The following is a 15723-nucleotide window of genomic DNA, read 5'->3' as shown; positions in this document are numbered from 1 at the left end:
TTTTAACTTGCAGCGTGTAGCTTGAAGCTCACCGCTGCATTTGTTGGAGCTCTACATGAAAATTCTGGTCACCGGCGCAAGCGGCTTCATCGGCGGACGCTTTGCGCGTTTCGCCCTGGAGCAAGGCCTGGACGTGCGGGTCAACGGTCGCCGGGCCGAAAGCGTTGAACACCTGGTGCGCCGTGGCGCCGAGTTTATCCAGGGCGACTTGAGCGACCCGGAACTGGCGCGCGAGCTGTGTTCAGATGTCGAGGCTGTAGTCCATTGCGCTGGCGCGGTCGGGTTGTGGGGGCGTTATCAGGACTTTCATCAAGGCAACGTGCAGGTCACCGAAAACGTGGTCGAGGCCTGCCTCAAGCAGCGCGTTCGGCGCCTGGTGCATTTGTCGTCGCCGTCGATCTACTTCGATGGCCGCGATCATCTGGGGCTGACCGAAGAACAGGTGCCTAAACGCTTCAAGCACCCTTACGCGGCCACCAAGTTTCTGGCCGAGCAGAAGGTCTTTGGCGCCCAGGAGTTCGGTCTCGAAACCATCGCCCTGCGCCCGCGTTTCGTGACCGGGGCCGGTGACATGAGCATCTTCCCGCGCCTGCTGAAGATGCAGCGCAAGGGCCGGCTGGCGATCATCGGCAACGGCCTGAACAAAGTCGATTTCACCAGCGTGCACAACCTTAACGAAGCATTGCTCAGCAGTTTGCTGGCCAGCGGTTCGGCTTTGGGCAAGGTCTACAACATCAGCAACGGCGCCCCGGTGCCGTTGTGGGATGTGGTCAATTACGTCATGCGCAAGATGGATGTCCCACAGGTGACGCGCTACCGTTCCTATGGCTTGGCCTACAGCGTTGCCGCGCTCAACGAAGGGGTGTGCAAGCTGTGGCCGGGCCGTCCCGAACCGACGCTGTCGCGACTGGGCATGCAAGTCATGAACAAAAATTTCACCCTGGACATCAGTCGCGCCCGGCATTATCTGGACTACGATCCGAAGGTCAGTCTCTGGACGGCCCTCGACGAATTCTGCGGCTGGTGGAAGGCTCAGGACCTTCGCTGACTGTCCGGTTGCCCGTCTGCCAGCACTGAACCGAGTTTGCGGTTGAGGGTCAATCCGTCGGCAGTGGGGTTTATACTCGCCGCATAAAGCCATCACCGCGTTCCACAAAGGTTGACTCAATGTCCATGCGTAACGATGCCAACGACGACTTCGACGATGTCCCAAGCCTGCGTGCCGACGTCCTCGACGACGATGATTTCCCCACCACTGCGCGCACTTCCGTGCACTCGCGGCCGGTGCCTGTCGTCAAAGTCAAAAGCGCCAGCACCGGTCCGTTGTGGGCGTTGGTCGGCGCACTGTTCTTTGCTTTCGCAGGCCTTGCCTGGTGGAGCTTCCAGCAGATTTCGCTGATGGAACAGCAACTGGTGGCGACCCAGGAAAGTTTCGCGCGCATCAGTGAGGAAGCGGCGGGGCGCTTGCAGGATATTTCCGGCAAAGTGGTCGCCAGCCAGACCAACGTCAATAGCGACAGCGAAGCCTTGAAGCTGCAAATCAAGCAACTGGAAAGCAAACTCCAGGACCAGAGCCAACAGCAGCAAGGCGTGGTCGGCCAGACCTCGGAACTGGACAAACGCCTGGCACAGATGACCGCGCAAACCGCCGATCTGGACAGGCGCCTGGCGCAAATGACTGCCCAGAACACCGAGCACCAGACCGCCAACACGCAATTGCAGGCGCAGGTCAAAGCCTTGAGCGGCGAATTGGCTGCGCTGAAAAGTGCCTCGGACGACACCAGCAAATTCGACGCACAGCTCAAAAGCCTCGGCGCCGACATCGTCGCGCTGAAGAAACAAGGCAACCCGAGCGCCGCCATCGAGCGTCTGGAACAAGAAATGATCGTGCTCAAAAGCGAGCAGGACAACCGCCCGGCCGTTGCGCAAGGCGCCACCAATATCGCCGAGTTCGACGCCTTCCGCGGCCAGACCACCCGCAACATCAACACCCTCCAGGCGCAGATCCAGAATCTGCAACAGCAGCTGCGCGCCCGGCAGTGAGGCCTGAATCATTCCCGGGCAGTCCGGGAATGATTTCCTTACACACTGCGATTCGCTGAATATTCATACATGTCCCATTGCCGTCTACGCTCTTGAAACACTGACAAGAACGGGGGATGGACAATGGGGGTTCTGCACAAGTTGGCGGGGCTGGGCGCGATGCTATTGCTGTGCCTGGGGCAGGTTCATGCCGCCACGGCGCAAAAGGACGACAGTCAGGCCGCCAAGGCCTTGCTGGAAAAAGCCCTGGCTTACTACCACGACAATGGCGACAAGGCGTTCGCCGCCTTCAGTCGTCAGGGCGAATTTGTCGACAAGGATCGCTATGTCTTCGTGGTCGACACCAAAGGCGTGATGCTCGCCAGCGGTGGGCCATCGTCGGCGTTGATCGGGCGTGACGTGTCCGAAACCCTCGGGCCGGAGTTGCAGAAAGCGTTCAAGGACGCCTTGAGCGTGCCGGAAGGCAATGGCATCCAACAGGCGGAATATCGCTGGCAGAACTGGTCCGACGGCAAGGTCGAACGCAAGCATGTGTTCTACCAGCGCGTCGGCCAGCGGATTCTGGCGGTGGGTTATTACCTGCCACGAGCCTCAGCGGAGCAGGCGATGGCCTTGCTGAATAAAGCGGCGACCGATCTGGTCAAGGACGAAAAGGGCACGCTGAACGCGATCAACTCGCTCAAGGGCGGTTACTTGCAGGATGACCTGTATGTGTTTGTGATCGACCTCAACACCCAACGCTACGTCGCGCACGGCACCAACCTGCGGTTGATCAATACCGACTTCGGCAAGATCAAGGACCCGGAAGGCAAACCGGTGGGCGAGCCGATCCTGGGGTTGATTGCCAAGCAGGATTACGGCGAATACGAATACCGCTGGAAAAACCCGGTGACCGGCAAGGTTGAAGACAAGCATGCGTACCTGAAAAAGGTCGGTCATTTCCTGGTGGCGGTCGGGTATTACAGCCCTTGAATGGCGGTGCCTGACAGACCGCATTCGCGAGCAAGCCCGCTCCCACAGTTGACCGCGATCTCAGAATCAATTCGGTCTAATGTGGGAGCGGGCTTGCTCGCGAAGGCAGGCGACTCGGTCCCACTATCGGACCTTATCCTCGCGCCCCCGCAACACCATATTCGGCATCACAATCGCCGCCGCCAGCCCCAGCAACGACACCGCCGCGCTGACCATCAGCAAATGCCGGAAGGTCAGCAGCAGTTCCGCGCGCAGGGCATTCTGCGCATCGCCGGGTGCGGCATTCAAACCATCGAGCAACACATTCCCCGAGTGGCCCTCGCCAATCATCGACGAGCCGGCCAGGTGGGCAAAGCTTGAGTCCTGCAACAACGCCAGCAGCAACGCCGACATCAATGCCACACCCACCGCGCCACCCAGGGAACGAAACAGGTTGGTGGTGCTGGTCGCGACGCCGATATCGCGCTGCTCAACCGAGTTCTGTGTGCCGACCAGTGACGTCGGGAATTGCATGCCACTGGCGATACCGCTGAGCAACATAAACAGACTGCTCAACAGAAAAGCCTGCGGCGGGCTGAAGGCCATGCCGAGAATCGAGATCGGCATCAGCACCGCTCCGGTCAGGATCATCGGTTTGTAGCGCCCCGTCACCGACGTGCGGCGCCCGGCGAAATACGCGCCAATCGGCAAGCCCATGGCCAGCGGCAACAGGTGCAGCGCGGCGCTGTCGGCCCCCGCGCCGGTGACGCTCTGAAAGCGCAGTGGCATCAGCACAATCAGCGAGATGGCCTGGAAACTGGTGAAGAAAATCGTGCACCAGCACAGGAGCGCGTTGCGGTTGGCGAACAGATGCATCGGCAACAACGGCTCACGCGCCCGGCGTTCATGCCAGACAAACAGCGCGAGCACCAACACCGCGCACACGAGCAGGCTCAACACTTCGGCACTGCGCCAGGAATGGCCTTGCCCGACCTGAGTTATACCCAGCAACAAAGCGGTCAAGCCGATGATCATCAGCAAGGTGCCGAGGTAATCGATGATCGGTTTGCGTTGCGGCACCGGCAGCCCGACCAGCGTGCGATTGGCCACCAGCCAGGCACCGAGGCCCAGTGGCAGGTTGATCAGAAACACCCAGCGCCACGACAAATACTCGGTCATGTAACCGCCCAGCACCGGACCGGCGACGCTGGCCACCGCGTACATGCTGCTGAAATACCCCTGATAACGACCGCGTTCGCGAGGCGGGATGATGTCGCCGATGATCGCCTGGCTGACCGAAATCATTCCGCCCGCGCCGATGCCCTGGAGAATCCGCGCCAACACCAGTTGTTCCATGCTCTGGGCCATACCGCAAAACAGCGAAGCGATCGTGAACAGGCCCATACCGAACAGCATCAACTTGCGCCGGCCATACAAATCGCCGAGCTTGCCGTAGATCGGCACCGCCACGGTCATCGCCACCATGTAGCCGGAGATCACCCAGGCCAGCAGGCTGACGTCCTTGAATTGCGCAGAAATGGCCGGCATCGAAACGGCGACGATGGTTTGGTCCAGCGCGCCGAGGAAAATCGCCAGCATCAGAGCGATCAACACGCTGCGGATGGCCGGTTTAGGCGATTCAGGCTGGTTTAGATTGGTCACGGGTAAAGACCTGCGGGCAGTGATTGACCCGCAAGGGCAAGGCGAGCGGGGATGCTCGCCAGTGTAAGTCGGTAGCAGGCTATTCGATAGCCTCATAAGGAAGGCCTACGTAATTTTCTGCAATGGTTTTGCGACCGGCCTCGGAGTCGACGAAGTAATTCAGCTCCGACTCGCTGATGCGCTGGCTGAACGCGTCGTGATCGTCAAAGCGGTGCAGCATCGAGGTCATCCACCACGAGAAGCGTTCGGCTTTCCACACCCGGCGCAGACAGATTTCCGAGTACTTCTCCAGCAAATCCAGGCGTCCTTCGCGATAGACCTTGAGCAAGATCCTGAACAAGGTGCTGACGTCGCTGGCCGCCAGGTTCAGGCCTTTGGCGCCGGTGGGCGGGACGATGTGCGCGGCGTCGCCGACCAGGAACATCCGCCCGTACTGCATCGGTTCAACCACAAAACTGCGCAGCGGCGCGATGCTTTTTTCGATGGACGGCCCGGTCACCAAGTTGTTGGCCAAAGCAGAAGGCAGGCGCGTTTTAAGCTCATCCCAGAAACGCTGATCCGACCAATCCTCGACCTTCGCCTCAGCCGGCACTTGAAGGTAATAACGCGTGCGGGTGGCCGAGCGCATGCTGCACAAGGCAAACCCGCGCTCGTGGCGGGCGTAGACCAGCTCTTCATGGACCGGCGGCGTATCGGCCAGGATGCCGAGCCAGCCAAACGGATAAACCCGCTCGAAGACGTTCAGGCAATCAACAGGAATCGACTGTCGCGCCACGCCATGGAAACCGTCGCAACCGGCGATGTAGTCGCAATCGAGGCGATAGGTTTCGCCATCCTTTTCAAATGTCACAAACGGTTCGGCGGTTTTCATCCCGTGCGGTACGACGTTGGCGGCTTGATAAATCGTCTGCGCGCCGGCCTCCCGACGAGCGGCCATGAGGTCGCGGGTGACCTCGGTCTGACCATAAATCATCACGGTTTTGCCGGCGGTCAGTGCGTGCAGATCGATGTGCACCCGACGGCCGTCGAGGGCCAGTTCGAACCCACCGTGGACCAATCCTTCGGCATCCATGCGCTGTCCCACGCCGGCCTCACGCAACAGCTCTACCATGCCTTGTTCAAGGACTCCGGCGCGGATGCGTCCGAGCACGTAATCCGGGGTCTGGCGTTCGAGAATAAGGGTGTCGATGCCGGCGTTGTGCAGCAATTGGCCGAGCAATAAACCGGCGGGGCCGGCGCCGATGATGGCGATTTGGGTTTTCAGCGTTTTCATTGTTTTTATGACTCGCAAGCTTCACACGGCCCAGGCCGGTGAATGATTTTTATGGATCGAGTGCTTGCATTTTTCCCTTGCGGGTCTGTCAATTGAAGGTGAAAACTGAGCCGATACCTGTACATTCTGCCAATCGGTGCGATTATCGCCCGTAAACCTCTGAGGCCTGGATTGAAGTGATGAACAAGCCTGACCTGCCTTCGATTCCAGTGTTCAAGCTCTACGGTGAAAGCCTGGACTGGCCGACCCCCGACTTGCTGCACTGTGAAACCATTTCCAAACGCAGCCGCGAACATCAATGGGAAATCAAACCCCATCGTCACGCCGATTTGTGTCAGTTTCTCTTCGTTTTCAAAGGTCAGGCAGAGCTTGAAATCGAAGGCAAACGCACTCAGTTGACTGAGCCGACCGTTCTGGTTTTGCCGCCGTTATCGGTGCACGGTTATCGTTTTTCCGAGGATGTCGAAGGATTTGTCGTAACGCTGGCCGCGCCGTTGGTGGCCCATCTTCAGGCACAGTTGGGCAGCTCGGTGAGCACACTGACCCAGGCCGAAAGTTATCCGGCGGGCAAGGACAGCGACTACCTCAACAGCCTGTTTTCGGCGCTGCAAGAGGAGTACACCGGCCACCAACCGGCACGCGAGATGCTGATGCATTCGCTGGTCAGCGTGATCATGGTCTGGGTCAGCCGCCAGGTGATTTCCCGTCGCAACGCCAGCCAGCGACCGCAACGGGCCCGGGAATACCTCAACGGCTTTATTCAACTGGTGGAAGAAACCTACCGTCAGCACGTCAAGGTCGAAGACCTCGCGCATAGGCTGGGGATTTCCGTGTCCCACCTCAACGGCACCTGCCGAGAGCTGGCGGGGCAACCGGCGTTGCAGATCATGCACGAGCGTCAGTTGCTGGAGGCCAAGCGTTTGCTGACCTACACCAGCATGACCATTTACGAAATGTCCGACGTGTTGGGGTTTTCCGATCCCACCAACTTCACGCGTCTGTTCCGACGTCGAGTGGGGATCTCGCCCAAGGCGTTCCGCGACCGCTTGAAGGCCGATCAGGACAACGAGGCCTGACCGCTTTCGTCACCGAAGGGCGTTGAGGGTCGCGTTGTGGGGGATGCAGCGCTCGAAGTTACAGCTCGCATAGTCGCGGGGCAGTTGCCGCAACTGCTCCACGCGCCAGGCGGCGGTGCCATACAGCGCCAGCGTTGCCGCGCAGGTGATGAAAATGGCGAGGTATCTTCTTGTTCTGGTGTTCATGGCGTGGACCTCTGAACGAATACCCTTCGGTATTACTTTGAGCATAGGTCAGCGCCACTGAGTTGCCAGCAAAACGGCTCGTGTATGTAACCCGACATTCAGAACACTGATATCCCCTGTGGGAGCGGGCTTGCTCGCGAATGCGTCGGTACATCCAGCATTGATGCGACTGATACACCGCTTTCGCGAGCAAGCCCGCTCCCACAAGGGAATCCGGTTACAGGCCGATATCCCACTCCGGTTCTTCCGGGAACCTCGAAACAAGAAAATCCAGCAGGCTGCGCAGCGCCGCCGGCATGTGCTTGCGTGAGGCGTACACCGCATAAATGTTCATCTGTCTGGGCTCGGCATCGGGCAGCAGTCGCACCAGTTCGCCGTTGTGGATATTCACACCTGCCAGATACGTCGGCAGCATCGCCACGCCGGCTCCGGCGAGGGTGAGGCGCAACAGCGTGCTGGCTTCGTTGGCGCTGATGTTGCCCTGCACGGGCACCGACACCGGTTCGCCATCCTCCTCGAAATGCCAGAGGCTTTTGCCGAAGTAGGAGTGCGTCAGGCAGTTGTGCTGGCTCAAGTCCTCGACCCGTTGCGGCGTCGGGTGTTGGCTCAGGTAAGTGGGGGAGGCGCAGATCACCGAGCGGCAGACCGTCAGTCGCCGGGCGATCAGGTTCGGGTCCAGGTCGTTGCTGGTGCGGATGGCCAGGTCGATGCGTTCATCCACCAGGTTCACGGTGCGGTCGAGCATCTGCAGGTCGATGCTGACTCCGGGGTAGCGTTGGACATATGCCGCTATTGCATCCGCCAGTTGTGCCTGGCCGAACGAGGTGCTGACGCTGATCCGCAACAGGCCGCGCGGCGCTTCATCCGGCTCGCTGACGGCGGCTTGCATGTCCGTGGACAGGTCGAGCATCTGCCGACAGCGCGGCAGGATTTCGCTGCCGGCGGCGGTCAGGCTCAATTTGCGCGTGGTGCGGTGCATCAGGCGTGCGCCGACCCAGTCTTCCAACTCCGCCAGATAACGCGACACGACCGGCCGTGACAGGTCCAGATGATCGGCGGCGGCCGACTGGCTCCCCAGGTCTACCACCGTGACGAATACGCGCATTGCTTGAAGACGATCCATGATTTGCCCGATTTTAGAAACAAACTATGTTCAAGCATCGCATTTTTTGTACTGAGTTACGCAACTAAGCTCTGTCCCATCGCCAAGCACGGCATTCAGATTACGGAGCAACAGATGATCGGTTTCACCACCCTTAAGCGCGTTTTACTGGCCACCGCCACCCTGGGTTTCGCGGCCCACGCCGCTGCGGCGTCGACCCTGACCCTGGACGTCTACAACCCGGGTGAGAAAGCGATCTTCCCGGTCACTTCGGTGCTGGTCAGCGGCGAGAAGGAGGCCATTTTGGTCGACGCGCAGTTCGGCAAGTCCCAGGCCGAACAGGTGGTGGAAAAAATCCGCGCCAGCGGCAAACAACTGACCACCATCTACATCAGTCACGGTGATCCGGATTACTACTTCGGCCTCGACACCCTGACCGCCGCGTTCCCGAACGCCAAAGTGCTGGCGTCGCAGCCGACCGTAGATCACATCAAGAAAACCGTCGACGGCAAGCTGGCGTTCTGGGGCCCGAAAATGGGCGCCGACGTGCCTGCCAAGACCATCGTGCCGGGCGTGCTCAAGGGCGACAGTCTGATGCTCGAAGGGCAGAAGTTGCAGGTGGTGGGCCTGGACGGCAAGCAGCCGGATCGCACTTTCGTCTGGATCCCGTCGATCAAGGCCGTGGTCGGTGGCGTGGTCGTCGCTGAAAACATTCATGTGTGGATGGCGGACACCCAGACCGCGCAGTCCCACGCCGATTGGTTGACTACGCTCAAGGCCATCGAAACCCTCAAGCCGAACACCATCGTGCCGGGCCACTACCTCGGTGAAAGCAAGCGTTCGCTGGCCGCCGTGCAGTTCACCGCCGATTACATCAAGGCCTTCGACGAAGAAACTGCCAAGGCCAAGGACTCCGCTGCATTGATCAGCGCGATGAAAAAACGCTTCCCGACACTGGGCGAAGAAAGCTCGCTGGAGCTGAGCGCCAAAGTCGCCAAGGGCGAGATGAAGTGGGGTGAATGAGTGATAGTCCGCACGCTGATCGTTCCCACGCTCTGCGTGGGAATGCAGCCCGTGACGCTCCGCGTCACTGGACGCGGAGCGTCCCTTGAGGCATTCCCACGCGGAGCATGGGAACGATCGAAAGTTAACGGGTACAACCAAGCCAACTGGAGAACGTCATGAGCAAGATCGCAATCATAGGTGCCACCGGTCGTGCCGGTAGCCAACTGCTGGAAGAAGCCCTGCGTCGCGGTCACAGCGTCACCGCCATTGCCCGCGACACCTCGAAGATCGCCCCGCATGCCGGGGTGGTCGCCAGAAGCGTCGATGCGCTTGATGCCGAGGCCTTACAAGCAGCCATCGCCGGCCATGACGTGGTGATCAGTGCGGCGCACTTTGCGACACTGCCTGCCAGCGCCGTTGTCGGGCCGGTGAAAAAAGCCGGGGTGAAACGTCTGCTGGTGGTCGGCGGCGCGGGTTCATTGTTGTTGCCGGACGGCACTCGCGTCATCGACAGCAAGGGCTTCCCCGCGGAGTACAAGGCTGAGGCCAATGCCGGTGCGCAATTCCTGCAAAATCTGCGAGAAGAAAAAGACCTGGACTGGACTTTCCTGTCACCGTCGGCGGAGTTTGTCGAAGGCGAGCGCACCGGGACGTTCCGGATCGGCCAGGATGATTTGCTGGTGAGCAGTGCAGGGCGCAGCTGGATCACGTTTGCCGATTATGCGATTGCGATGCTCGATGAAGTGGAAACACCGAAGCATTCACGTCAGCGGTTCACTGTCGGGTACTGATCCCGAGTAACTGATCGTTCCCACGCTCTGCGTGGGAATGCAGCCCGTGACGCTCCGCGTCACTGGACGCGGAGCGTCCCTTGAGGCATTCCCACGCAGAGCGTGGGAACGATCATCAGCGCGTCTGAGCCTGCTCCACCAACCATCCCATTAGTTCGCGCAATTTCGGCGAAGGTCCAGGTTTGTCGGGGAATACCAGGTAATATGCCAACCCTGTTTTCACTTTCAATTCAAACGGCATGACCAGCCGCCCGGCGCTCAGGTCATCGCCAATCAACGACCAGTCCCCAATTGCCACGCCCGTCCCTTGGGACGCCATGGACATCGCCAGGTCCAGCGTTTCGAAATGCTGTCCCTTGCCGACATTGCTCAAGCGAACATTTGCGCTGGCCAGCCAGGCCTTCCAGTCCCGCTCATCGCGAGTCGGGTGCAGCAGCATGTGCTGTTCCAGATCCTCGGGCGTTTGCAGCGGCACAGGACCTTCGAGCAGTGGTTTGGAACAGACCGGCGTCAGTTGTTCATCAAACAGCCGATGGGAGTCCAGTGAGGTGTCCGGCGGCACGCCATACACCACCGCCGCATCGAACTGCTCGCGATGAAAGTCCACGCCGTGCTTGACCGTGGTGGTCAATTCCACCGGCACGTCCGGACGCTCCCGCTGCCACTGCAACAGGCGCGGCAGCAGCCAGCGCATCACGCACGTCGGGGCCTTGAGTTGCAGGGTTTCGCGCTTCTCGCCGATCTGCTCCACAGCCTCGTCGATCAGCCCGAAAATCTGCTGCACCCGTGGCAGCCATTCGCGTCCTTCGGCGGTCAGAGTCAGGCCCCTGGCCTGGCGAATGAACAGCTCATAACCCAGGTTTTCTTCCAGCCCGGCGATCTGCCGACTCACTGCGCCTTGGGTGATGTACAGCTGTTCGGCGGCGCGGGTGAAGTTGCAGCACTGCGCCGTGATCAGAAAAGTGTGCAGCGCCGGCAAGGGAGGCAATCGTTTCATTTGGATCCAAGGTATGACGTAAGGACATGGCTAGTATGACTTTTTATCCATTGTTGCGGCTATGTGTCGCCCGTTCCAATGAGGCCATCCCTGGACCTGCCAACTCATCATAAACACTGCGCAGGCCCGGCGTCTCAAACGAACAAAAAGGGCAATGACATGGCGACGTGCGGCGAAGTATTGGTCAAGTTACTCGAAGATTACGGGGTCGAGCAGGTGTTCGGCATTCCCGGGGTGCATACCGTGGAGCTGTATCGCGGCCTGGCCCGTTCGAGTATCAACCACGTCACTCCGCGTCACGAACAGGGCGCTGGTTTCATGGCCGACGGTTATGCACGCACCAGCGGCAAACCGGGCGTGTGCTTCATTATTACCGGCCCTGGCATGACCAACATTACCACCGCGATGGGCCAGGCTTACGCCGACTCGATCCCGATGCTGGTGATCTCCAGCGTGCAATCGCGCAGCCAGTTGGGTGGCGGTCGCGGCAAACTGCACGAGCTGCCGAACCAGAGCGCCCTGGTGGGCGGCGTGGCGGCGTTCTCCCACACCCTGATGTCGGCCGCTGAATTGCCAGGCGTGCTGGCCCGCGCGTTTGCGCTGTTCCAGGCCGGTCGTCCGCGTCCAGTGCACATCGAAATTCCGTTGGACGTCCTGGTCGAAGAAGCCGATGACTTGCTCACCAGTCTCCCGGTGAACATCGACCGTGCCGGTGCCGCGCCGAGCGCCGTTGCGCGCATGACCGCGCTGCTGGCCGGCGCCAAGCGTCCATTGATTCTGGCCGGTGGTGGCGCTATCGACGCCGCCGCCGAGCTGACTGAACTGGCTGAGCTGCTGGATGCGCCAGTGGCCCTGACCATCAATGCCAAAGGCATGCTCGAATCCGGCCACCCGTTGCTGATCGGCTCGACCCAAAGCCTGGTCGCAACCCGTGCCTTGGTAGCCGAGGCCGACGTGGTGCTGGCCATCGGCACTGAACTTGCCGAGACCGATTACGACGTGACCTTCGCCGGCGGCTTCGAGATTCCTGGCGTGCTGCTGCGGGTGGACATCGACCCGGACCAGACCGTGCGCAACTACCCGCCGAAAGTCGCCCTTGTGGCGGACTCGCGCAACGCCGCCCAGGCCTTGCTGAGCGAGCTGTCCCATCACTCGCTGGCCGAGCGTCGCAACGATTGGGGCCAGGTTCGCGCCGCCCGTCTGCGCGAAGACCTCGCCGCCACGTGGGATGCGCCGACCCTGGCCCAGACCCGTTTCCTGGAAACCGTGTTGCACGAACTGCCAGACGCGGTCTTCGTCGGCGATTCGACCCAACCGGTCTACACCGGCAACCTGACTTTCAACCCGGAACGCCCGCGTCGCTGGTTCAACTCGTCCACCGGTTACGGCACCCTCGGTTATGCCTTGCCAGCGGCGATTGGCGCCTGGCTCGGTGGCAGCATCGAGGGCGGTTCGCGTCCTCCAGTGGTGTGCCTGATCGGTGACGGCGGCCTGCAATTCACCTTGCCGGAACTGGCCAGCGCCGTTGAAGCGCGCACCCCGGTGATCGTGCTGCTGTGGAATAACCAGGGTTACGAAGAGATCAAGAAATACATGGTCAACCGCGCCATCGAGCCGGTGGGCGTGGACATCTACACCCCGGACTTCATTGGTGTCGCCAAGGCGCTGGGCTGTGCAGCCGAAGCGGTCAACACTGTCGAAAAACTGCGCAGCGCATTGCGCCACGCCGCTGATCGTCAGGGCCCGACCGTGATTGAAATCGATCAGACCCAGTGGATGAAGGCGGTGTCGAAATGACTTTGCGCATAACGTTCCCAACGGCCCTCGACGGCCTGTACATCAACGGCCAATGGTCGGCGGGCAGCGAACACCTGCGCGTGATCAACCCGGCGACCGAAGCCCTGCTGACCACCGTCAATGGCGGCGATGAGCGCTCTGTCGAACTCGCCGTGACGGCCGCGACCGACGCCTTTGCCGACTGGTCGAAAACCACCGGCGCCGAGCGCGGCGCGATCCTGCGCAAGATTGCCGCCGGCGTTCAGGCCGGCCGCGAACACCTGATGAACTTGCAGTCGAGCAACAACGGCAAGCCGCTGTTCGAAGCCGCCATCGACGTCGATGACGTGATCGCGACCTTCGAGTATTACGCCGGTCTGGCCGAAGGCCTCGATGCCAAACAAGACAGCAACGTCGAGCTGCCTACCGACGACTTCAGCGCTCGCGTGCGTCGTGAACCGTGCGGCGTGGTCGGCCTGATCGTGCCGTGGAATTTCCCGATGGTCACCACGGCGTGGAAACTCGCCCCGGCCCTGGCTGCCGGTTGCTGCGTGGTCCTCAAACCGTCGGAAGTGACGCCGTTACCCGAGCTGCAACTGGCGACCATCATCGCCGAGGCCGGTTTGCCCAAGGGCGTGTTCAACCTGGTCTGCGGCACGGGCCTGGCGGTCGGTGCGCCGATGTCGGCGGACCCGCGCATCGCCAAGATTTCCTTCACCGGCAGCAATGCGGTCGGCGTACAGGTCATGCAGCGCGCGGCTGAAACTGTCAAAGGCGTGAGCCTGGAACTGGGCGGTAAATCCTCGCTGTTGGTGCTCAAGGATGCCGACCTCGATCTGGCCGTGGACGTGGCCAGCGGCGGGGGATTCTTCAACGCCGGGCAAATGTGCTCCGCCACCAGCCGCGTGCTGGTGGCTGATGAACTGGCGGATGAATTTCTATCGAAGCTGAAAACCCGCGCTGAAGCGATTCGCGTCGCCGACCCGTTCGACCCGGACGTGGAAATGGGCGCGCTGGTCAATCAGGCCCAATATCAGCGTGTACTCGGTCACATCGATCGTGGTTTGAGCGCCGGCGCCACGCTGGTGTGCGGCGGCAATCGCCCCGCAAACCTGCCGCGCGGATATTTTTTGCAGCCGACAATTTTCACCGACGTGCCCCAGGGCAGTGCGTTGTGGTGTGAAGAGATTTTCGGCCCGGTGATCTGCGTGCGCAGTTTTGCCAGCGAAGCCGAGGCGATTGCCCTGGCCAACGACAGCCAGTTCGGTCTGGTCGCCAGCGTGGTGACCCGTGACGCCGAGGCGGCGGATTGGGTCGCCAATGCTTTGCAGGCGGGGCTGGTGTGGATCAACGCGCCGCAAGTGATCTTCCCGCAGACCGCCTGGGGTGGCTACAAGCAGAGCAGCATCGGCCGCGAATTGGGGCCGTGGGGCTTGCAGGCTTTCCAGGAAATCAAACACGTGATTCGCGCCGTCTGATGGCACGAAAAAGGTGAGCGCATGCCTCCATACGAGGCATGCGTTGGCGTCATGGCTTCAATGAATTTTTATCGATAGTCAGGTGTTTTGCACGACCTCAGGATGAAGCGGTCGGCTCAGCTCAAGCCCTTTGAAACCGGGGGTTTAAGCGGATCCGATCGCGCGGATGCAACGGTTGCGACCAACCTCATACTTAAAAAAACAAAGGGAGTCCTTCATGGGCGAGCATGATCTAAACAGACGTCAATTCATCAAGACCGTAGGCGTAGCCTCGGTCGCAGCGGCGGCCATGAGCATGCCGTTCATCAAGGCCAATGCCAGCGACACGCGCTTTCAGGGCAAAACCCTGCGGTTGCTGACCTGGTCTGATGACACAGGCCTCGCAGCACTGCGCAACATTGCCGCGACCTTCGAAGACAAGTACGGCTGCAAGGTCATCGCTGACCGCACCGGCAGCACCTCGGAAATGGTCGCCAAGCTCAAGGCTGGCGGTGATCGTCCGCAGTACGACGTCATCACTTTGGCTGGCGTCGGTGCCGAAGGCCTGGCGGCGGCCAACCTGCTGGAAAAACCCGACCTCAACCGCATTCCCAACCTGGTCGACGTGCCGGAGAAATACCGCACCGGCGCCAATGGCCACGGTATCGGTTACCTGCTCTGGTGCAACAGCCTGGTCTACAGCACCCGTACCCTCAAGGAAGCGCCGGACAGCTACGCGTCGCTGTGGGATCCGGAGTTGGCGCCGAACATCTTCCTGCCGCCGCCTAACTGGACCGAAGCGATGGACCTGATCATCATCGCCGCCAAACTGGCCGGTGGTGACGAGCACAACATCGAGCCTGGCTTCAAGAAACTCGCCGAGCTGAAAAGTCGCGTGGTCACCCTGGGTGAAAACCCGAACCAGATCGCCGAGCTGTTCCGCACCGGTTCCCTGGACATGGGCGGCCTGTACGCACCGGCGTTCTTCCCGAAACAGATTCGCGACCCGGCCTACGGCCTGAGTGCAACCTTTGGCATGAAGGAAGGTTTCTACACCGACTTGATGCAATCGGTGATGCCGAAGAACCGTCCGGGCGACACCGACATGGCGTACGCCTTCATCAACCACTCTCTGGACCCGCTGGTGCAGGGCAAGATGGCTGAAGACATCTACAACGGCCCGGTCAACTCCAAGGCGATCATCTCCGCCGAAGCGCGCAAGAGCCCGTACATCCTCACGCCTGAGCAGATTGCCGAGAAGGCGATCATGCACGACAACGCCTTCCTGGCCACCGTGCATGACCAATGGATTCGTCGCTACACGGAAATCTTTTCTTCCTGATCGAGTGACTAGCGCAAGTCTTTAGAGCACTGCAACCCCTATGTGGGAGCGGGCTTGCTCGC

The 15723-nt window shown here is 60.7% G+C and carries 14 protein-coding genes; 9 read left to right on the top strand and 5 right to left on the bottom strand.

The features are described from left to right. Positions 1-55: 55 nt before the first annotated feature. From K5K95_RS02305 to K5K95_RS02295, 3 genes are all read left to right on the top strand, one after another. Positions 56-1048, top strand: coding sequence for an NAD-dependent epimerase/dehydratase family protein (locus tag K5K95_RS02305; protein WP_090187606.1), 993 nt, complete (start codon positions 56-58; stop codon positions 1046-1048). Positions 1049-1167: 119 nt separating this feature from the next. Next, positions 1168-2043: an ATPase gene (locus K5K95_RS02300; protein ID WP_222588222.1), complete on the top strand. Its 876-nt coding sequence runs from the start codon at positions 1168-1170 to the stop codon at positions 2041-2043. A gap of 123 nt (positions 2044-2166) precedes the next feature. After that, a complete protein-coding gene (locus K5K95_RS02295; protein ID WP_222588221.1) occupies positions 2167-3015 on the top strand; it encodes a cache domain-containing protein in 849 nt (282 codons plus the stop codon). A 123-nt stretch (positions 3016-3138) separates the two neighbouring features. On the opposite strand, the gene K5K95_RS02290 is transcribed toward K5K95_RS02295, so the two are convergent. Both K5K95_RS02290 and pobA read right to left on the bottom strand, forming a co-directional pair. After that, on the bottom strand, positions 3139-4656 hold the full coding sequence (locus K5K95_RS02290) for an MDR family MFS transporter (RefSeq protein ID WP_222588220.1): 1518 nt from the start codon (positions 4654-4656) through the stop codon (positions 3139-3141). 79 nt (positions 4657-4735) lie between these two features. Further along, positions 4736-5920 carry a 4-hydroxybenzoate 3-monooxygenase gene (pobA, locus tag K5K95_RS02285; RefSeq protein ID WP_222590270.1) on the bottom strand — a complete coding sequence of 395 codons (1185 nt, stop codon included), beginning with the start codon at positions 5918-5920 and terminating at the stop codon, positions 4736-4738. 188 nt (positions 5921-6108) lie between these two features. Between pobA and K5K95_RS02280 the strand changes: the two genes are divergently transcribed. Beyond that, a complete protein-coding gene (locus K5K95_RS02280) occupies positions 6109-7005 on the top strand; it encodes a helix-turn-helix domain-containing protein (RefSeq protein WP_090187593.1) in 897 nt (298 codons plus the stop codon). 9 nt (positions 7006-7014) lie between these two features. Here the strand turns inward: K5K95_RS02280 and K5K95_RS02275 are convergent, their stop codons facing one another. Both K5K95_RS02275 and K5K95_RS02270 read right to left on the bottom strand, forming a co-directional pair. Continuing rightward, positions 7015-7191 carry a hypothetical protein gene (locus K5K95_RS02275; protein ID WP_167360513.1) on the bottom strand — a complete coding sequence of 59 codons (177 nt, stop codon included), beginning with the start codon at positions 7189-7191 and terminating at the stop codon, positions 7015-7017. Positions 7192-7408: 217 nt separating this feature from the next. Next, positions 7409-8314, bottom strand: coding sequence for a LysR family transcriptional regulator (locus K5K95_RS02270; RefSeq protein ID WP_222588219.1), 906 nt, complete (start codon positions 8312-8314; stop codon positions 7409-7411). Between the two features lie 114 nt (positions 8315-8428). Here K5K95_RS02270 and K5K95_RS02265 point away from each other — a divergent pair, with 114 nt between their 5' ends. Both K5K95_RS02265 and K5K95_RS02260 read left to right on the top strand, forming a co-directional pair. After that, positions 8429-9316 (top strand): MBL fold metallo-hydrolase, encoded by an 888-nt coding sequence (locus tag K5K95_RS02265; RefSeq protein WP_222588218.1) that lies wholly within the window; start codon positions 8429-8431, stop codon positions 9314-9316. A gap of 158 nt (positions 9317-9474) precedes the next feature. Beyond that, positions 9475-10089, top strand: coding sequence for an NAD(P)-dependent oxidoreductase (locus K5K95_RS02260; RefSeq protein ID WP_222588217.1), 615 nt, complete (start codon positions 9475-9477; stop codon positions 10087-10089). A 115-nt stretch (positions 10090-10204) separates the two neighbouring features. Here the strand turns inward: K5K95_RS02260 and K5K95_RS02255 are convergent, their stop codons facing one another. Further along, entirely contained in the window at positions 10205-11086 is an 882-nt protein-coding gene (locus tag K5K95_RS02255; protein WP_222588216.1) for a LysR substrate-binding domain-containing protein, read from the bottom strand. Positions 11087-11245: 159 nt separating this feature from the next. On the opposite strand from K5K95_RS02255, the gene K5K95_RS02250 reads away from it, so the two are divergent. The 3 genes from K5K95_RS02250 to K5K95_RS02240 all read left to right on the top strand — a co-directional run bounded on the left by K5K95_RS02250 (position 11246) and on the right by K5K95_RS02240 (position 15661). Beyond that, positions 11246-12883 (top strand): 5-guanidino-2-oxopentanoate decarboxylase, encoded by a 1638-nt coding sequence (locus K5K95_RS02250; protein ID WP_222588215.1) that lies wholly within the window; start codon positions 11246-11248, stop codon positions 12881-12883. An 8-nt stretch (positions 12884-12891) separates the two neighbouring features. Beyond that, complete coding sequence (locus K5K95_RS02245) at positions 12892-14340, top strand: aldehyde dehydrogenase family protein (protein ID WP_222590269.1); 1449 nt, start codon at positions 12892-12894, stop codon at positions 14338-14340. Between the two features lie 217 nt (positions 14341-14557). Beyond that, entirely contained in the window at positions 14558-15661 is a 1104-nt protein-coding gene (locus tag K5K95_RS02240) for an ABC transporter substrate-binding protein (protein ID WP_222588214.1), read from the top strand. Positions 15662-15723: the final 62 nt, after the last annotated feature.

The organism is Pseudomonas sp. DR48, from assembly GCF_019823085.1.
In the GTDB taxonomy this organism is placed as follows: domain Bacteria; phylum Pseudomonadota; class Gammaproteobacteria; order Pseudomonadales; family Pseudomonadaceae; genus Aquipseudomonas.
The sequence above is the reverse complement of the archived record's forward strand: the minus strand, read 5'-3'. Positions and strand labels throughout refer to the sequence as shown.